The sequence below is a fragment of the Entomomonas asaccharolytica genome, from assembly GCF_016653615.1.
Lineage (GTDB): Bacteria > Pseudomonadota > Gammaproteobacteria > Pseudomonadales > Pseudomonadaceae > Entomomonas > Entomomonas asaccharolytica.
This window is the reverse complement of sequence record NZ_CP067393.1, coordinates 2,469,617-2,489,420: the sequence shown is the minus strand read 5'-3', so window position 1 is coordinate 2,489,420 and position 19,804 is coordinate 2,469,617. Positions and strand designations below refer to the sequence as shown.

20 protein-coding genes are annotated in these 19,804 nt (G+C 36.5%); 17 read left to right on the top strand and 3 right to left on the bottom strand.

Translation table 11 applies throughout. From position 1 onward, the window contains the following. Nucleotides 1-144 precede the first annotated feature (144 nt). The 17 genes from JHT90_RS11550 to JHT90_RS11465 all read left to right on the top strand — a co-directional run bounded on the left by JHT90_RS11550 (nt 145) and on the right by JHT90_RS11465 (nt 14,574). Nucleotides 145-1,254: a phage capsid family protein gene (locus JHT90_RS11550; protein WP_201091099.1), complete on the top strand. Its 1,110-nt coding sequence runs from the start codon at nt 145-147 to the stop codon at nt 1,252-1,254. Continuing rightward, the gene (locus JHT90_RS11545; protein WP_201091098.1) at nt 1,254-1,685 is read left to right on the top strand and encodes a hypothetical protein; all 432 of its coding nucleotides are present in this window, start codon (nt 1,254-1,256) and stop codon (nt 1,683-1,685) included. The genes JHT90_RS11550 and JHT90_RS11545 overlap by 1 nt, the downstream gene beginning before the upstream one ends. Nucleotides 1,686-1,690: 5 nt before the next feature. Next, on the top strand, nt 1,691-2,062 hold the full coding sequence (locus tag JHT90_RS11540; protein WP_201091096.1) for a hypothetical protein: 372 nt from the start codon (nt 1,691-1,693) through the stop codon (nt 2,060-2,062). Next, nucleotides 2,062-2,700, top strand: coding sequence for a hypothetical protein (locus tag JHT90_RS11535; protein WP_201091094.1), 639 nt, complete (start codon nt 2,062-2,064; stop codon nt 2,698-2,700). The genes JHT90_RS11540 and JHT90_RS11535 overlap by 1 nt, the downstream gene beginning before the upstream one ends. Beyond that, the gene (locus tag JHT90_RS11530; RefSeq protein ID WP_201091093.1) at nt 2,688-3,869 is read left to right on the top strand and encodes a hypothetical protein; all 1,182 of its coding nucleotides are present in this window, start codon (nt 2,688-2,690) and stop codon (nt 3,867-3,869) included. Before JHT90_RS11535 ends, JHT90_RS11530 begins: the two co-directional genes overlap by 13 nt. After that, the gene (locus JHT90_RS11525) at nt 3,863-4,366 is read left to right on the top strand and encodes a hypothetical protein (protein ID WP_201091092.1); all 504 of its coding nucleotides are present in this window, start codon (nt 3,863-3,865) and stop codon (nt 4,364-4,366) included. Before JHT90_RS11530 ends, JHT90_RS11525 begins: the two co-directional genes overlap by 7 nt. 9 nt (nt 4,367-4,375) lie before the next feature. Further along, complete coding sequence (locus tag JHT90_RS11520) at nt 4,376-4,813, top strand: hypothetical protein (protein WP_201091091.1); 438 nt, start codon at nt 4,376-4,378, stop codon at nt 4,811-4,813. Next, the gene (locus tag JHT90_RS11515; protein ID WP_201091090.1) at nt 4,810-6,573 is read left to right on the top strand and encodes a hypothetical protein; all 1,764 of its coding nucleotides are present in this window, start codon (nt 4,810-4,812) and stop codon (nt 6,571-6,573) included. Before JHT90_RS11520 ends, JHT90_RS11515 begins: the two co-directional genes overlap by 4 nt. Nucleotides 6,574-6,578: 5 nt before the next feature. Beyond that, complete coding sequence (locus tag JHT90_RS11510) at nt 6,579-7,538, top strand: hypothetical protein (protein ID WP_201091089.1); 960 nt, start codon at nt 6,579-6,581, stop codon at nt 7,536-7,538. Beyond that, nucleotides 7,531-8,577, top strand: a complete 1,047-nt coding sequence (locus JHT90_RS11505) for a hypothetical protein (RefSeq protein WP_201091087.1) — start codon at nt 7,531-7,533, stop codon at nt 8,575-8,577. The genes JHT90_RS11510 and JHT90_RS11505 overlap by 8 nt, the downstream gene beginning before the upstream one ends. Continuing rightward, a complete protein-coding gene (locus JHT90_RS11500; protein ID WP_201091085.1) occupies nt 8,570-10,615 on the top strand; it encodes a hypothetical protein in 2,046 nt (681 codons plus the stop codon). The genes JHT90_RS11505 and JHT90_RS11500 overlap by 8 nt, the downstream gene beginning before the upstream one ends. A 45-nt stretch (nt 10,616-10,660) precedes the next feature. Then, nucleotides 10,661-11,233 carry a hypothetical protein gene (locus tag JHT90_RS11495; protein ID WP_201091083.1) on the top strand — a complete coding sequence of 191 codons (573 nt, stop codon included), beginning with the start codon at nt 10,661-10,663 and terminating at the stop codon, nt 11,231-11,233. Then, nucleotides 11,230-11,685 carry a hypothetical protein gene (locus tag JHT90_RS11490; protein ID WP_201091081.1) on the top strand — a complete coding sequence of 152 codons (456 nt, stop codon included), beginning with the start codon at nt 11,230-11,232 and terminating at the stop codon, nt 11,683-11,685. Before JHT90_RS11495 ends, JHT90_RS11490 begins: the two co-directional genes overlap by 4 nt. A gap of 8 nt (nt 11,686-11,693) precedes the next feature. Continuing rightward, complete coding sequence (locus JHT90_RS11485) at nt 11,694-12,209, top strand: hypothetical protein (protein WP_236253934.1); 516 nt, start codon at nt 11,694-11,696, stop codon at nt 12,207-12,209. A 10-nt stretch (nt 12,210-12,219) separates the two neighbouring features. Beyond that, nucleotides 12,220-12,480 carry a hypothetical protein gene (locus JHT90_RS11480; protein ID WP_201091078.1) on the top strand — a complete coding sequence of 87 codons (261 nt, stop codon included), beginning with the start codon at nt 12,220-12,222 and terminating at the stop codon, nt 12,478-12,480. A gap of 6 nt (nt 12,481-12,486) precedes the next feature. Beyond that, the gene (locus JHT90_RS11475) at nt 12,487-13,347 is read left to right on the top strand and encodes a hypothetical protein (protein ID WP_201091076.1); all 861 of its coding nucleotides are present in this window, start codon (nt 12,487-12,489) and stop codon (nt 13,345-13,347) included. Nucleotides 13,348-13,995: 648 nt separating this feature from the next. After that, nucleotides 13,996-14,574: a hypothetical protein gene (locus JHT90_RS11465; RefSeq protein WP_201091073.1), complete on the top strand. Its 579-nt coding sequence runs from the start codon at nt 13,996-13,998 to the stop codon at nt 14,572-14,574. Nucleotides 14,575-15,098: 524 nt separating this feature from the next. Here JHT90_RS11465 and JHT90_RS11460 read toward each other — a convergent pair. The 3 genes from JHT90_RS11460 to JHT90_RS11450 are packed head-to-tail and all read right to left on the bottom strand — an operon-like array spanning nt 15,099 to nt 19,804. Then, nucleotides 15,099-15,395 (bottom strand): hypothetical protein, encoded by a 297-nt coding sequence (locus tag JHT90_RS11460; protein WP_201091071.1) that lies wholly within the window; start codon nt 15,393-15,395, stop codon nt 15,099-15,101. A 16-nt stretch (nt 15,396-15,411) separates the two neighbouring features. Further along, a complete protein-coding gene (locus tag JHT90_RS11455) occupies nt 15,412-16,467 on the bottom strand; it encodes an SEL1-like repeat protein (protein WP_201091069.1) in 1,056 nt (351 codons plus the stop codon). Next, nucleotides 16,451-19,804, bottom strand: coding sequence for a hypothetical protein (locus JHT90_RS11450; RefSeq protein WP_201091068.1), 3,354 nt, complete (start codon nt 19,802-19,804; stop codon nt 16,451-16,453). The genes JHT90_RS11455 and JHT90_RS11450 overlap by 17 nt, the downstream gene beginning before the upstream one ends.

Genomic DNA, 19,804 nt, shown 5'->3' with positions numbered 1-19,804 from the left:
ATTAAGCTCGCTCACTAAGAATAGTGTTCTTCGTCTGCTGGACGTAAAACAGGTATGCGCCGACAGCATTTAAAGGTCGTTTCTTCGTCAATGGACGTTAAATCAAAGACATTGAAACTAAATTTAAATATTGGAGATTTTATTATGGCGGAAACCTCTTTTGCCGAACAGCAATCCAAGCAAAAAATAGCTTGGTGTAAAGACATCTGGTATGAAGCTAAAAAACAATCAGAACTTCCTAAGTTTTTAGGTAAAGGTGCAAAGGCTGTATTTACCTATGTCACTGAACTTACTCAAACTAAGCAAGGTGCAAAAGCTATCTTTCAATTATTAGCTCCTCTCATGAAAGACGGGGTAGCTGGTGATAATCAATTAGTGGGCAATGAAGAAGAAATGACTGCCCATGATCAGGAGATTACCCTAGATCGTTTAAGTCATGCGGTTAAAAACGTAGGTCGTATGGATGACCAGCGAGGTAATATTCAATTTGCCAAAGTAGCTAATCCACAACTCTCTGAATGGTTAGCTGATCGTGTAGATCAACTAGCATTTTTAACCTTGTTAGGCATTAGCTATGACTACAACCTAGATGGTTCTAAACGTAATGATCCTACCTTCCAACAACTAGCCTTTGCTAAAGATGTCAAAGCACCTTCTGAAAACCGTTATCGTGTTTGGTCAGGTGGCAAACTTGTAAAAGCGGGGAATAACGTACTAACTGCAACTGATACGCCTAACCATAAAATGCTTACCGACATGATTACAATGGCTAAGCGTCACAATATCAAGCCATTAATTGTCAGTGGTAAAAAGCACTACATCATCTTTATGGATGCTACTGCTATTGGGGAACTAAAAAAAGACCCTGATTTTATGAAGTCTATTATCAATGCCTCTGAACGTGGCAAAAATAACCCTTGGTTTACGGGTGCTATCGTTACCCATGATGGTGCAGTAATTCACGAAACCGAACGAGTCTTTAATACTTTACATGCTCCAGCAGGTGAGAAATGGGGCGCAGATGGTAAAGTCAACGGTGTGCGTATAGGTTTAGCTGGTTGTCAGGCGGTAGCCTTTGCCCGTATTGGTGATGGTACTTGGGATACTGAGAAATTTAACTATGGTAACCAAATAGGTGTAGCACATGGTCGTATTATTGGCTTCCTAAAACCAACATTCCCCTCTAGCTACTCAGGCACGGTAGAAGACTTTGGTGTGCTTACTGTTGATTGTGCAATACTAGGAGATGACTAATGAACAGACAACCAAGTAACAAGCCAGATAAGGCATTTATCACTAAACATTCACGTCATCAATACAGTGGTAGCACCGTTATTGAATTATACCCTAGTGATTTTTCAGTACGTACGGAACGTTATGCTTTAGCTCTTCATCCCGACACCATTATTACAGGTGGGTATTTTATTGTAGAAGAAGCATTTGATAGTGGCACTATCAAGATTGGTGATGATGAAACGGCTGATTGTTATCTAGCAGGTACGCCACTTAATACAGAAACTGTTAAGCCATTATTAGTGACAGGCAAAGTAACCCATGTATTAAATCAAATCAAACTAACCCTTGATGCTGCTTTATCTGGAGATAAGGGTAAAGCCATCTTAATCGTTGACCATGTTGGTGTAGGTAAATCCAACTGGACTATCAATAACGTTAATAAGGAATAAATAAAATGAGCTATGCAACTATTACTGTATTACCACCAGTGGGTAAAGAAAAAGTAGTTATTTGTTTGGAATCAGGGCATTCAGCACTTGTTGCAAAGAAAGGCGGCAAGGGAACAGATATTAGCTCACGCTTCCAGCAAAAAGCAGCACTGATGGGCTGTATTATCAGAAACATGGTAGAAGTCAAACAAGAAGAAAAACCTGCTAAAGATCAGGTAATTACTTCGATTATAGAAGCTATTAAAAAATTACAACCAGATGAATACAGTGCTGGCTATCCTAATCTTGAGGCTGTGATTAAACAGGCTGGCTTTAAAGTGAGTCAATCACAACTCACCAAAGCATGGACTGCCTTTCAACAAGAGGCTATGCAGTAATGCTAGTGTGTGAACTCATTAAAATCTATCGTGAAGAAGAGAAGGATAAAATACCTAGTTATTTCACTAGCGACTTTATGCTTATTACCTATCTTACTGATGCGCTTAATGAGTTTGCAAAAAAAACCATGTCATTCTATGACACCAGCAGTCCATTAACACAAATATATGTACCTAAAGAACAGCATATTTTACCCTTTGATCAACGTATTTTAGAGATCAAACAGGCCATCGTTAGAGAAACAGGGGATAATCTTGGTATTATTTCTGCTAATGTGGCTGATCCTGTACCTTACTCATTACTACTAAACAGTGAAGCAGGGGAAATGATCCTAACTAAAAAATACCATTATCCAGTTAATATCCAGTTAAGAGTCATTAGAAAACCACTGAAACGACTAACTTTAGAAGATATTAACCAAATAATACCCGATATTAATGAAGAAGATTATCGTGTATTACTGCATTACATTAAGTATTCAGCCTTTAGTGTTGCTGATGCTGACATATTTGATCCTAATCGAGCCGCTACTAACTTAGCTTTATTTGAACAAAAATGCCAACAAATTAAAGACCAAAATTTACGTAGACGTTCAGCTATTCAACCTATAGCTATGGAGTGGATATGGAACGTGTAATTAATTGGTCGTTAGGATCAAATAATGTGACAGCCATTGAACGATTACCAGATGGCTTTGTACGAAGCATTGTTAATTTAGATGCTGGTGATTTACTTAGTTTACGTACTGGCTTTGAAAAAGTATTAGCAGGAAAAAATATCAGAGCATTATTTAGCATTGGCAATGATTTAATCATTGTCGATAGTGATCAGCTAATTTGTTTTGATACATTAACAGGTACTTCAGAAACATTAACCAATGTACCTGAGAATGGAACTGTAGCTGGTACGTTATTTAACGAGCAGCTTTATCTTATTATTGCCAACCAATCTTATCGGATTAAAGACCGAGTAGTTAAGCAATGGATAATTGCTAATCCTAAAGTTAATTTATCTATTGGTAAAGGTAATTTACAGGGTGGACGCTATAAGATAGCAGTGACTAGCAATGGTGAAGAGGGCGAAGAATCAGGGGCAGATATTTACTTTATGGATGTACCTGATAATAGCTCTATTCAAATTAACAGTAACGCTAGGGGTAATGTTTACGCCACTGAACAAAATTCAGAGACATTATATTATCAAGGTATTGCTGATAATAGTTATCACATTGTCAGCATAACATCAGACACTAAACGCCTTGCTACTGGCAATATGTATCCATTTCCCTATGCTACTAATCTTACTAATTATCATGGCGTGATTATTGGTAGTATCGACAACTACCTGTATTTCTCAGCTCCTTTTATGCCTCATTTAATTAGGGCAGAGCGTGGATTCTTACAATACCCATCACCTATTAGCATTATTGCACCTGTAGCAGATGGTATTTATGTAGTAGCAGATAAGACCTACTTTATATCCAACCTCGAAAACGATCAAATAAACCAAATCAAAGTATCTGATACAGACGCTATCAAAGGCACATATACACCATTGCCAGATGGTAGGGCTGCTTGGTTTTGTCGTTATGGGCAAGTGGTAGCTGGTATGAGTGGCGAAATAGCAACGCCCAATAAAGGTATTTATGCACCTGAAGTCAAACAAGCAGGGGCGGCAGGGTACTTAGAACACAATGGACGACAACTTATTGTTAATTCATTAGATAAAAATAGTCATGCTGATAATAACCTTGCCATTGGTGATTATTGGGAAATTGAAATAGATGGCGAGGTATGCACATGTTAGACCGTATTGTATTAGATGGTTTTGTATGGGAGTCAACAGTCTACGACAAACAAGGCAATATCGTGGATCAATGGCAAGAACATAACCTGATCCCCAATGAAGGTGTTGCTTTCTTAATGCGTTCTCCTTTTGGTGATGCACCACCTATTAGTAATTTTTATTGCGGTATCTTTAAGGGTAACTATGTGCCAACTGCTGCTTCTAAAGCTGCTGATATTCCCAATATAGGAGAAGTAATCAGCTATCAGGAAACTAGCCGCCCTTTATGGAATAAATTATTTGATAGCAATAATACCTTTTCAAATATCAGTAATCCAGCCATCTTTACCTTTGCTGAAGAACAAACGATCAATGGCTATTTCTTAGTATCCAGTGACATTAAAGGCTCTAGTAATGGCATTTTATTATCCATTGCAAGGTTATCTACGCCAAAAACCGTTTCAGAAGAACTAAAGGTTAAAACCAGACTTTCTTATTTATCAGGTACAAGTTTATAAGGTGACACTATGATTAAAATTTCAAAAGCATTAGCACTGCAAATAGGTAGTACATCCTCATTAAAAGAGGCTATCGACAATACTGTATTACGCCTCTTTGCAGGTAATGTACCAGATACCGCAGATGATTCTATTGGATCAGCCACTATGTTAGTAGAGATTAGGGCATCTGATGGTTCACCGCTTCAATTTGAAGTGGACTCATTAGGGCGAGTGATTAAAAGCAGTAATCAACAGTGGAATGGAACAGCCATCAATACGGGGCGTGCAACGTTTTATAGATTGGTAAAAGAATCTGATACTAACGGTGTAGCGACAACCGAAGTCAGAATACAGGGAACAGTCAGTGATATGGGCGCAGACTTAACTATTACCAACCCTGATATTACAACAGGTGCAATTATCCCTATTGGGTCAGGTGGTTATTACTTCCCAACGACTGCATGAACAAATTAATTAAAACAGGTATTTATTCTTATATTCCTGAAATACCTGCTGAAGCTGGTAGACCTGCTTTTTGTAGAGTGGAATATAAGCTACATACAGAAATAGTCTTTGAAAATGGTACAGTACGCTTTGTGTCCGAGTATCGACCAGAAACCGTATGCTACCCAGCAATACCTGGCAAACCAGCAGTACCTTCACAAGAATCTGTTAAACCGATGACAGGCTGGAACGCTGGTGCAGTTAGTGTAGTCAGTTTTGCTGATAATTGCCAATTCTCTTTTAATGTGCCACAGAACTTTATAGGTATTATTTGCGGTTTATCTGATGGTAAAGACATAAGAAATTATTACCATGTAGCACATGGCTTTCTATTTAAGGTCAATGAGCTAGATGGTAGTTTGCATAGCTATATTATTGAATCAGGTGTTATAAAACAGATTGTCAATGTAGAGCTAATGTACCGACCACGCTTTATGATCAGAGCTTTATCAGGTGAGATAAGCTACTTTGCTGAAATAGACGGAGAGTTTGAAACAGTCTATAAAAGTAATAACACCATAAAGGGCAATATCTTTGCAGAATCTACCCTCTATATGATTAATGACTTTGTTGATAATCCTGAATTTATCAGCATTGATAATAATCTCGCTATAGCAAAAATAACAATGACTGGTGGCTTTTCCAATATTGATAGTAATTTACTTAATGGCGTGATGCCAGCATTAACAGGCGAGTTAGATGTAGGTAACTACTTTTTTAATCCACTTAATTTAAAGGGTAATTTCTTTCAAGAATTTTATGGTGGTTTTGAATCAGCTATACCTATCCAGACAGAACCCTTTACCAGTGATCCTTCACCACCAATACAAATAGGTGTTTTTCTTGGCATGATGCCAGCTCTTGTTCAGCTACCTATGCTAGCTATTAATGGTGGTGTAGCTGATCTAGCTTTAACACCTATTCCTCTTCGTAATATGATCATGTCGGATAGGAAATACTATGCTGAGTTTATAAACCAATTACCACTACCAACGGGATCATTTACCAGTAGTAACGAGACAGGCGACACCATAGACTTACAAGAATATATCGTTATCAATACCGAACAAACTACCGACAGCATAACCGTTCTATTATTTACTGAAACCATTGAAATACAAGATAGCATAGAGGTTGCTTTAGTATTTACCATTGATGGAAATGAATCAATTTATATTAATGAACAAATTGATTTTGCTACCACTTTGCAACTCCTGTTTGAAGAAAAAATCAAATTAATTAGCCAAGTTTCACCACAGGATACTAAAAATTACCAGTATGCAGTCAATGTCGCTAATTTCGCATTATCTTTGTATGACAACTTTGATTTTACATCTTTCGCTAATTGTAATGGTGTTACCTATGGCATTAAGTCAGATGGCCTCTATCGCCTAACGGGTATTACCGATAACGGACAACTAATCAATGCCGAACTAGATATAGGCGCAAAAGACTGGGGAATGCCTAATATCAAACGTGTTTCATCTGCTTATCTTGGTATTCGTAGTGATGGTGATGTGTATTTAAAAGTCGTGGTAGATGACAAACATACCAACGTTTACAGATTCGAGGATACTCAAAGCCAGCGCAGAACCTTTATGGCCAAAGGTGTGGCAGGGCGATATTGGCGCATGAACTTAGTATTAGAAGATATAACGTATGCAGAAATAGATAGCCTTGAATTTGAAGTGGGCTTATCACAGCGTAGAATTAGAAGGTAGTTAAAATGGCTGTTACAGTAGATACAGTATTAAATAGCAACATGCAAACTGTTAGCGAAGGCATCAGTCAAGCCAGACAAACAGCTAGCAGAATACGATTTTCTGATTATTTGGGCAATGTCAGCAGACATAATCTATCTTATCAATTTAATAAACCTTATATACCACCACCTTCTTTATCTATAGATGACCTTATTCCTGATGGGTTAGATAATGATTTTATTAAATGGCTAGATACTGAAGCAGAGAAGCTTATAGATAAATACTTCCCATTGCTCAAATGCTGCCTAAGAACATTACCTGAAGAATGGCTATGCAAAGTGATTTCAGGCGAAGACCCGTATGGCAACAGTGAACAAGTGTTTAGGGCAGTGTGGAATCAGGCAAGGGATAATGCTTATAAAACGGCTCACATAGAGAAAAATCAAATCTATGCTGAATTCTCTAGTCGTGGCTTTACTCTTCCTATGGGTGCAATGGTATCAGCCATTGCCCAAGTAGAAGAAAATGCCAGTGATACTATTTCAGTAGCCAATAAAGAAATCATGATCAATGAGATCAATGTCAAACTCGATTTACTCAAATTTGCAGTAGAACAGGCGATTAATTTAAAAATTGCCCTATTAAAAGCAATGGCTGATTTCTATAAATTATTCATGGATATGCCTAACTATCAAACCAGAATAGCCGAAGCCAAAGCCAATATCTATAATGCTTACTACAGAGCATTAGGCAGTTACTATGATAATGAACTGGGTTTTGAGCGTTTAAAACTAACGGCTGCCACCGCTCAATTGGATGCTGGTAATACCTACGAAAAACTTAAAATAGATGCTTATCGTCCTGATCCTTCCTTTAATCCAGCCGTAGCTAGAGCAGCAGAGTCTTTTGCACAAATAGCTGCTGCTGCCTCCAATGCCAACTCTATTCTTGTGGCACAAATGGAGACCGTATCTGATGATTAGACCCGTAGAATTATCGTTATTTTTTTCAAAAAAGATACATGATCAATTATTATTATTGTTATTAACAGACCCTTTCAACGGTGCGATTCTCAAAATGGGTATTGTTGAAAGAATTATCTTAGATTTTGCTCATACGCCCTATGATACAGTAGTGAGTGGTGAACCATACCCAAAATATAATAGTACATACAGTTATACTTTTGTTATCCATGACGATTATCTACATTTTATGTGTTTTGACTATGGTGGTGCAGGAACGATAACGGATAAATATAAAGCAAGAATTAACTGGATTACTGATAATGATATAACTATTGGAGCTTATAAAAACTCAATCGTACACGCCAAACATAGCAAAGGATTCAATACCTCTTCTATTTGTGGTATCCCTAATTTATATGGATACTTTAAAACAAATCGAATAGATAAAACCTTATCTTTAGAGGATGTTAATAATAATGTTATTCGCTATATCTTACCTGATGAATATTATCCTCAAAGTTATTTTAATGCAGTTATTACAGATACAGGTATGCAGCTGGCATTATTTACTTTTAAAGACAATGGCGATGGTATCTTATTAGATAACCAAAAGCTTAATAGTGGTGGTTTAAAAGACAATGAACAATTTACTTATGCAGGACAACAAATTTTTAAAGGGTTGATACCTTTTGAAAGTACTGATTACTTAAATATTATCTACCCTGCTAATGAATGGGCTATAAAACAAAATACCAGTGGCTATATTGCTACTGTTAAAAATATGGGCTTTCGTAGAAGTTTAGTATTACCTGTTAATGAAGAAAGCTGTTATGTGCTATGGAATGGTAGAAATCCTACCTCATGGGATAGACAACTATTTTTTATTAATAAGTCAGACAAAACTGAGCTAACCAAGCCTGATTTGCCAAGCCTATACCCTGAGTTGGGCATTAATTATTTTGGTTCAGCAGCCCACCAATCGTATGAAATTTACTACGATACCACCAATGGATTTTGGAAAGAGTTCGTGTATTCAGAGGAACTGATAGATGAGTAAATACTTACATTCGTTATCTATCGCCTCAGTCAGTGGTCAAAAATATGCTTCCTATTTTAAAAACAGGGCTAAAACATTAGATTATAGTAATGCTCTGTACATGAATCATTTTTATAAAGGCTATATAGGGAAAAGCATAAAATCAGGACAATTTATTAATACCAAAGTGATTGATAGCAATGTATGTTTAGTTGGCATACTGGCTACCTTTAACGAGGTTCAGTGGTTACAACAACAAGCAGAAACCCATGTAATAGAACTAAATACAGGGCGTGATGTGTTTAACCCCAATGTAAAAAATAAAATAAAAGAAGGTTCTATAAAAATCAAAAGAGAACCTAAAAAATTAGGTTATTTATATTACTCTTTGGGTAGTGAAAGCAGTGAAAAACCCTATGTTGAATATAGGGCTTCAGCAGTAGAGCGATCTATTATTTCAGTCAGTGAAAATATCAGATATAAAGATAATAATACAGGCTCACTAGATGGCTGGAATGATGCTGATAGCTGGCCTGATGGTTACAAAGGTGCAAAACGCTCAAGGTGTTGGAGTTATTTTTTTATTGAAAGAGGCATTGCAAGAAAAGAGCTAAAAGGCAATGGCTACTTGGGTAATTTAGCGATGACAATTTTTGAAAACTCAAATACATTAAAACAATTAGATATATCCATTGCTCAAAGAAAGCCAAGAGGCGGAGCGTTATTACCCTATATAGCAATAGGTGGCAGCTATGCAATGGCTTACAACTCACTTAGAATTATGGGCGGTGTTTGTTTTTGTGAAAATCCTAACCCTGAGATACTAAAAGAAACATCGACCAGTATTACCTATAAAGATTATTATGCTGGTTATGGACAAGCGGCGTTGTTTATTTTTGTACTGGATACAAGAAATGGCTCATATACACCTATAAGACTACAGGTAACGCCAACTCACTCTTCAGAAGAAGCATTTTTTTATTTAGAAAAATATGAAGAAAATGCTGATAAATGGCGTGATGCGGCATCATTGATAAGCGTACCACCAAAAGAGGGTGGTAAATGGCTTGGCTATTTACCTAATCTACTAGGGCAGCCATTAATAGTAGGTACAAGTAAGGGATTCGCCATCTATCTATCAGGTGTTCGTAGTCACTATAGTGAAAGAACAAGTACGAGTGGTGGTGGAACCTATAATGTTTATGACTCACAAACGGCAGTGTTAAGAGTTTATTTTAAACTACGTGAAGATGGGGCATTAGCCTTTGAAGAAACCAAAGTGATTGAACATGATGCTTCTGGTAACTCACAGACGAGTAAAAAGTTTGGTGGTACTGATGGTGCATTCTGGAATATATACCATACCCTTTGGGCTGATACAGTTGGCGATAAAGAAATTGTATTAGTGTCTAATACTCGACACAAAAGATATGATGAAGCGGCGGCAAACTATGCAGGGGAAAGTTCTATAGAAGATATGAATGATCCTGATACCAATTTGGAAACCTTCTTCCATCTCTATATTGATGGAAAAATATATAAATTTGATACTGCAAAATTAAAGTTTGGGGCAAACTTAATTTCAGAAAATGATACTACCTATCGTCACCATAAATATTTATGGCTTTATGCAGATATTTTTCCTATAACATGGGGTAGAAAGTATGGCACGGTCATTAGTGATACTGAAGTATTATTTTGTTTTAGGTCTTACCCCAAGCATGAAGAAAATCTACTGGTTAAATTTGATATTGAAACACAGACCTTTGAAGTCCTCAAAAGGACACCTAAAGCAGATGGTGATATTGTGGCTACCTGCTACCAGAAAAAAGTAACCGATAAGAACGGTAAAGAGATTATTCCAGCAGGGATTATCTACAGAGTGGGAACGCAGGGAAAAAGTGGCAAAGTTTATATTTCTAAAGACTCAGCTAAAACTTTTCATAAAATTATAGACAGTCCTTATACCGCAGGGGGAGGACTGTATTTTTTAGGCAATGAGTTCTATGCAATCAATTATAGTAATGCTTTTGCAGACAATAATAACAAAAAATCTTGACAAGACCATAAAGGGACATAATTTTATCCTTAAAAGAGGATAGCTATGACACAACCAATAGATATAACCATACAACAAGGTAAAACCTTTAATTATGGATTTAAACTAGCTGATAACGAAATAGTTTATAGACCTATTTCAGAACTTATTAGTAAAGCACCTGTTCGTCTCTTAGTAAAAGATCATGGTATTCCTGATAATTGGCCTGTGACTATTAGCTGTGTCAAAAATCCTTTTGAGTTAAATACAGAATGCCCTGTAATAGCTATGGTTATAGATAAAGATATTATTGAAATCAACCAAATGACAGTCTGTTGCAAACGTCCTTATTTAGGAAATGGCATGATTTCTTACTATAAACCTTATGACTTAACAGGATTTACAGCAAGAGCAAGCATTAGACCCCATATCAACAGTAAAGAAATATTTTATCAATGGGATCAGGTTATTGTAGATGCTCAAAACCATGTAATTATCTTACAAATTCCTGCGGAAGTAACAGCAACGTTTTGTTGGCGTAATGCTATCTATGATATAGAAGCTATTGCTCCTTCAGGTGAAGTGTTATCAGTAGTTAGTCCAAGTAGCGTAACTATTGAACCAGAGGTCACGCGATGAAAGTAATTGATGCGGATAATACCTCTCAAATCGTGGTTAATAATACAATCACAAAACAACCACACATTGTCATGGCTGGTATTAGAGGGGCAGCAGGTAAGGATGGTGATACCGATCTGTTGACAGTGAATGCAGGGCAAACTATTTCAGCTTTAAAAGTAGTCTATGTAAAAACAGGTAAGGCTTATCAACTCGATAGTTCAGACAGTGACAATATATTCTTTATTGCAGGTATAGCAGTAACTGGAGCTATGCAAAATAATCCTATAAAAATTAAAAGACAGGGTGAACTAACAGACCAATCTTTTAACTTTAATTTAGATAGAGTTTATTTAGGGGTAGAGGGTGCATTGACTCAAACACCTTTAAATAAAGGTTATTGTGTACTTATTGGTACAGCAATAGCAGACAAAACAATTTTATTAAATATCCAAGACCCCATTGAATTATAGGTAGGTAAATGATGGCAGTACAAAAGATTTTAACATTAGTAAATGGTGTACGTAAGTTAGTGAGTGCAATTACGATCAGTACAGGTGCGGCTGATGCAGGAAAAATCCCTGCGTTAGACAGTGAAGGTAAACTGGATGTTTCAATGCTACCTGATACTACCGAAACACCTGATATTATTATGGCAAGTGAAGCGATTAGTGCAGGATCATTTGTTAATATCTTTGAGGATAGCGGTACAGCCTCTATTCGGATGGCAGATAATTCTAATACTCGACCAGGGGAGGGATTTATTAAAGAAGCGGTAGCTTCAGGCGAGACAGTAGCCGTTTATCCATTAGGCACTGTTAATGCTGCATTATCAGGATTAACCATTGGTTCACGCTATTATTTAGGTACAACAGGACAAATTGTTACTACGCCTTTAGACCCTAACACTAATGATGGGAAAATTCATCAATATGTGGGAAAAGCAAAATCTGCTACCGAATTAATGACCATTCAAGAAGATTATACACAACTATAAGGTGTTTATTATGGCAGATGAAAAGAAAAAGCCACTGGTTCTAGGAACGGCTAATAATGTTATTGCACAAGCCAAAGATACAGAAGTAGACAGTGTATGTATTGCCTACGAAAGAGAAAATCCTGAACGTAGTACAAGGGTAGCAGGTAGTATTCCCTATTTTTTAGATCGTCAAATTAAATGGAATATAGCAACAGAAGTGCCTCCTGATGGAACGGGTGAGCATTTAGAAGGCTATCTTATTTATGACCCTAATCCCTACTGGAATTAGTTGATTATGATACTTGTAAAACTAGCTTGGAATAATGCCTATCATAAAGTAAATAAAATTATTTTAAATCTTAATGGCAAAATGCACGAAGTAAAAAAGGGTGTTATTAATATAGGGGATTGGGGTAGAAAATATCAATTTTTCCCATTGCCAGATGGAAATTTGAAAGATGATCAGCTTTATCATAATCCAGTCGATCAAACGTTATACAATATTACCTTGTCCAGTTTATTTGATATGAGTAAATTGTCTAAAAATTTTGTATTAGTGAATGAAGGCATAATAGGCTCACAAGATATAACTAAACCAGCCTTATTAATTGATGATAACTTTCCTGAGGGTAGCATGGTTACTATTCTTAATATTGGCTACATTGTCGGTAAAGGTGGTCATGGTATCCCACCATTAGTAGGGGGAAAAGCCTATAACGGTGGTGATGCTATCAGAAATGGGTACAAATTTACACAAATTCAAAACTTTGCTGTTATTGGTGGTGGAGGAGGCGGTGGTGCTACTGCCAGAGGTTTTAGAATAGTTAATAATAACCAGATTACAGTAGGTCTAGCTCATGGTGGAGGCGGTGCTGGTGAGGCAATAGGTACTACACCTAATGGTAATGGTGCCATTGAGGCTACTATCGAAACAGGTGGTAAAGGTCAAACACTTGCTAATGGATATACTATAGCTGGTGGCAAGGGTGGTGATTTAGGGCAAAATGGCTCTTTAGGTTCTGTGGTGGGATTAGCAGGTGATGGTTCTCAAGTAGGACTTGCTGGCTATGCTATTTCGTATCCCAATACACAATGTACACCTGATTATTTAAATCAAGGTGGTCAGCTATTAGGGATTAATGGAATAAAAGCATGACTTAATTATAATAGAATATTATTTTCAATCACTGAAATAAGATTAAAATCTTTTGCTCAATCCATAATAAATAATCACCTCAAACTTCTACTATAAACCTGAAAAAGGAAATAGCTCTTTCAACTTCTGTATTTGCACAAAATCTAGTTTACTCTGATGAGCCTTACGCAGTTTTAAGTGAGGGCTTAAAGGTGTCAGACTCACTTGATGATTTAGCTAAAGATCAAAATATTACACATAATAGAGCAGTACGGGCTTACTTCAAGGACTTTCGTAGGCCGTATGATGGTGATTCAATCAGACAATTAGTTTGTTGGGTAAAGTCCCAATATTTAGGCAGGGATAGTAATAATAATTTAGCTTGGTTACCTCATTTTGAAGAGCTTATTTACATCTCCAAAGGTTTAAAGTTTATTAGTTCAAATTCAAAATAATTTTCATCCTCTAAATAAGTTTGACGACAACCACAATAGCGTGCCTTTTAGGATGGTTGATCATACTTTACTCTAAAGAATAAGCTCCATATCCTTTATTAAACATTGAATTAATATTCAACGGAATCTATACAATTAAACTCGAATCTTTTTGTTGCTTCCATTATTCTTGTTGTGTTATTATTGGAATAATAAAGAATTCTGGAGATTTTAGATGATTAATAATACACCTTATGATGACGAAATTAATCAGACAAAAAAACAATTAGAACTACTTGATGTTGAGATTAATAAATTAAGAGGTGAAATTGAAAAGCTTGAAATCCAACAACATGGTAAATATGGTGTTTTAGAGTATCTTGAAAATAAGAAGTCAACATATCTTCAAGATGCACCTGAGGTTAAAGAGATTACTGGCAACATATATACTGATAAAGAAAGTCAAGGGGTAAATGAATTAATTGATTTATCTCAATTAAATATACCTATTCCCCGTAAAAGAACTCTAATTGATGATATATGGAGCATTATTTTAAAACTTGGAGATCAGGAGTTTGATTCCCCAATAATAATGACTGTTTTAACATCAAAAGGTATAGAGGTGGAAGGAAAAACCCCATCATCAAGAGTTTCTACAGTATTAAGTAAGTTACATAAGAAGGGGAAGATTGAGCAAACTTTTAAGGGCGGTGGAAATATACCTAATCGTTATAAATTAGCACAAAAAGTTAACCAGTCATTGCCTGATAATGAGTTTAATGATTTATATTCTGGAGATAATACGAATGTGTAAAATAGTTAAAGATTTATAAAATAAAATGACTAGGAATGTTTACAGCAAACCTAGCCATTTTATTAAATAGTAATAAGGTATTGATAGTACCTTATTAAAGAAGTTCCCCACTCGCTTCTTGTACAATAACTAATGGGTTACTAAAGACTACTCTTTTAGTATACATCTAATCAATTATTGTGTCTATATACTGGTTAAGTAGTGGCAACCTTTTATTTATGGAGGTGTTTATGGACACTTTTACAGATGAAAAAGGTGTTTTTATTTTACGCTGGAGTCGTAAATTAAAGAATGGCCTTGTTATTAGAGCTACAGTAAAACCTTTCAAGATTTATATTGAAAGATTCTGATAGATAAAAATAGGTAGGATTGATAAAGTCCTACCTATTCCTTTCCATTCAACTCCTCAGCCTTAATAAAAGGTACTGATGTTAAAGCTCATCTTGCTGGTTTTATTAAATTTATTAAAGGGTGGTTACCTGTATCTACTTCATAAGCTATATTTTCTTGAGTTGGTAACCAACCTAGATCAGCCAATTTAAATCACCTGTAAATTTATAGTAAATATACATGGATTCAGGGTCGCCTTGTTTACCTTGCTCTATATAGACAATTCCTAAATAGACCATTGCTTCTATATCATCAGCTTCGGCTGCTATTAATAGGAGTTTTTCAATATTGTCATTTGGTCGAGACTGATTAAAAAGCAAAATACCTTTTTGTTTATTTTGCTCTTGTTCAGGGGTTAGCTTTGCCCAACTAGGTAGTGCTAAAAACAAACAAAATAACCAAATAAAGTTTAGTTTAAACCGTTTGTTCATTAGTGCTACTCTGCTTTTATTCAAAAGCTTTATTAACATTGCGTAATTTGTCATTACTATTTCTTAAAGGCGGATGGGTTTTAGCCCATTGTTCTTTTAAAATATCACCTTGTTTAATTTGTTCGGGAGTTAAAGGGGGTACATAAGTATAAGTTAAATTTTCTAAATCATTATTTAATATATTAGCGCCCTCTGTATAGTAGGTTAAATCATTTTTATTTTTTATGCCCATATCGACCATCCATGCAGTCAAGGCATAGGCTTTTACTGGGTCTGGCTCAATACCATATTTATTAAAATATTTAGAATTACCTCTTAATGCATATATATAAATTTCCATAGCAGGGAGATAGCTTTTTTCTACTAACTCTAATAAATATTTTTGGGCGACAGCTTGGTCAATCGTTGAATGAGTATGAAATTCACTGTCATAACTTAAAAATGCACGATATTTTACTTTTAATGAGCCATTTGCAATGGCTCTGTCTCTATACTGTCTAAATAGTTGTTCTTGCTCTGATTTGGTTAGTTTATCAAAGGGTGGTTTACCTTTATCTACTTGATATGTAATATCTTCTTGGGCAGGTAACCAACCTGCATCAGCGGATTTTTTTAACCAATTTAAATCGCCTGTAAATCTATAGTAAAGGTGCATAGCTTCTATATCACCTTGTTTTGCTCGTTCAAGGCTTAGTTCAGCCCCTTTCTTTTTCCAATCCGTTTTATTTGTATTTTCGGTATAACCAAACTGATCCCAAATAGCACCGTCCATACTAAGCTGATACATAGCATAGAGATCACCTTGATTAGCTGCTTTTTCTAAATATTTTCCTGCCATTAATGGCATGGTGACTTTAAAAACAATACCTAAATAAACTGTTGCCTCTACATCACCTGCTTCGACTGCTGGTAATAGGTAGTTTTCAGTATCTTCATATAGATGGGATTGCTGATAGAGTAAAATACCTTTTTGTTTAGCTGCTTCTTGCTCAGGGGTTAATTCTGCCCAGCTAGTTAAAGTAACTAATAAACAAACTAGTAATATTAATTGTTGTTTAAACCGTTTGTTCATTAGATTTTCCTCCTAGTGTATTAAGCGCAATCAAACGGGTATTACGTTGCTCGATAAAGTCATTTAAGGTATAGCTATTAGCAAAAGCAGGTTTAAAAAGTTTATCAAAATTACCATCAAAATATTCTTTTGCTTTTCTACTGCTTGCTTGTAATGCTCCAAGGTCTCCTATGGGGTTACCTATCGTTACCCGTGTATTATCAGCAGTAACCTTTCTTTTCATCGTTTCACGAATTAACTTAATATTTTTATAGTAGTTGGTTTTATCCGCATCTTCTGCCCATACCTGAGTTTTATTGGGATTAATGGCTTGATAATATTTATCTAAACTGCCATTAGTACCCTCAGCATTATCCATCCGCAATACGGCTTCCCCAAAAATGGCTTGGGCGGTATTAGGATACAGTTGGTGATCACGCTCATTCGGTTTTTTACGGGCTAATAACCATTTAATGCAGTTAGCAATAGCCACTTGCTGACAGGCAATTAATTCACCTGTAGAGAGCTTACTTGAATGGTGCATATAAATTATACTAGCCCATGAGTTATTACCTGCTAGGTCTTTAGTTAGATGATAGAAAAGCGCACCAATGGCTTGTGGATGCAATTCAGCAAACCATTCAGTTAGTTCTCTTAGGTGTTCAGGATTAGCTAAATGAGCAGCCATTACCCCATAATCAGCCGTCATTTGTTTATAAAGTGTTTCTATTTTGCTAATACCTAGTGTCCAAGCAAAGGCTAGGCTAGCTACTGATCGACCAACTAGCATTAGGGCAGTGGAGAAGCGATAGAAACTCTCACTGATAATAATTTGGTTATTTTCATCTCTGCCTGATGGTAGGTCATCTACTGCTTGCCCCATATCATCATACCAACCAATAGGGCGATTATCATTTTTACGAATGGCTTGTAATACAATGCGCACAATATCTATAGCAGAGGCATAGTCTAGTTCAAAGCTTAGACCACCTTTAGCCCCAATGCCATAGGTTAAGCCCCATCCTAGATGAAGTCTGATTTTTTCTCGATTAGCGGTTAGTGCAAACATGGCATTGCCCCCAGCTCCTATGGTACCTGCTACGCCTAATCCAAAGGAAGCAAGGGTTTTGTAGTTGTTTTCTTGCAGTGGGTCTAGGTCATCGTTGAGTTTACCTGCGATGGTTTGGTCGCCCTGTAGTTGTCTCAGGGTTAGATCAAGGCGTTTCCAAAAATGGCCTTTAGTGCCTTTGGGGGGACACCATTTACATTGTACCGTACCATTAACACCTGCTTGTACCCCTGCAAAGAGTTCACCACCTGCGGAGGCGACTACGCCTCTCGGTTTCTCGCCTAAATAAGCAGGTTGTTCTAGTTCTACCTGAAAACGTCCAAGACTAGCATTCAGTGCTAGGTTGCCTGATAGGGCTAAACTTGCCCCTACAAAGCCTGATCCTTCTACCACCAGTTTAAAGATAAAGTAGCCAAAGTCTAATTCGATAGGCTGATGGGTTTTGTGGTGATCGAAGGAAACTACAGGATGGATAGCATTGGCTAGGTTAGGCAGATAAAAAGGACCCAACGAGGCTTTATTATGGTAGGGTGAAACCACTAATTTAGCGCCTACACCCCCTACTGTGAAGTTGGGTAAAGAAGGGGAGTTTGTAGAGAACTCTGCTGCATATTCCATAAAAGGTACATATTGTTCAGTATGTTTGGTTAAAAAACGTACCAGTTGTGCGCCATAACTGGGGTCAAAGCCCATGATTTTGTTTAAAAAGTTATCTTGGAAGATGGTGTATTGTAATAGTTTACCCCATGCTTCTCTATCTACTGGATTCTCTAATGATTTAACCTGTATTTTTTGGTTACTTAATGATGTATATAAAGCTTCAGGATCGAATAGCTTTTCTTGGTTAAACCATGTATTGCCTTTAATTTCTATGGGTTTACAGCCTAGTTCAGTTAGATAAATTTCAAATAGCTCATCATGGTTGTTGTTGAGGTCTCTTAGGCGTTTTTTTAACTTGGGGTACTCAGCAGCATAGTTGGCTATTCGTTTAAGGAATTGAGGAGCATTTTTGGTACGTTTAGCTAAGTCATCAATAGAGAATTGATAAAGGTCTTTTGCCCCTGATTTAGTTTTTAGTTTTTGAAAAGTAAGAGGGCGTGTAAACTCTCTCATAGACATGGGTGCATTCAGCAATGCCGTATTAGGTTGTGGCTTGTAATCTTCTGGATTCCAAAGTAATAATTTTGGTGGCACAAATTGACTGGCTAGCTGTTCGGCATGGTCTACAAATTTTTGTACATTGCTCTCTATTCGTATCAGTTGTTTTAGCTTTTCGATAAAAGCAGTAGCGGGTACAGAATCGCCGATATTACCTAAGAAAAATTGCCAGTCTGCAAAAAGCTGGCTCATTTCATCAATAATGCCTTCTTTTTTTGCCTCTTCAGTTTGCATAAAGAAGATACGTTGCATACCCCGTTCAACAATATGCTGACCTTCTTTGGAGAATGCATTTTGCCCTAATGCAAACTCTGGTGTAGCAATGCCTATGGTGGCTAATTCTAAGATGACTGTAATATGGTTTTTAACCAGTTGATCGAGTTTATCAATTTCATCTTGTAATTCTAATATGGCATGAGGGGCAAAATAGCGTATATACGCAATATTTTGTATGCCTTGCTTGGTATGCTGTAGTTGATTGAGTTTGTCAAAAACAGTGGTAAATTGCTTTTTGGTATCTTCATTAGCCATAATCTTTTGTTTGTTTTTGACATATTGTGCAAGCAGTTTTCTTAGTATGGCTTGCTCAGGGGTATAGAGTTCCCCTTTATCAGCTATATAGCCTTGTTGTTCAGCTATTTGAATACCTTTACGATCGAGTTCTTCTAACTGTTTTTTAGTGACTTTGTAGACATAGATAGACTTACCTTCCCATGTATCTTCCCCATATTTTTGTAGTTGTTGTTGAAGCTCTTGATAGCGTTTTTGATCTTCTTCTGATAGAAAGCCAGCTGGTTTAGGGTTATAAAAGAATTTCATTAGATGGGAAATATCTAATTTTTCCATGAGTTTGGCTTTTTCTTCAGCCGAAGCACCTAAAATGCCTTTGGTGCTGGTGTATAAGCTAACAGTAGCATATTCAAGTTCGTAAGAGGCTTGCTTAGTTAAAAGCCAAAACTTTTTTTGCATAGGGATATAAATTATATCTTCAAAAACTTTATCATCTGAGCTACAACCTGTACCTGTGGTTGTACAAACGGTATCAGTTGATCTTATAGGCTCATAAGGGGTAAGTTGTACGGTTGGTAGTTGTTTGGTTTCCGTTGTATTTTTTTCTTGATCTACTGACAT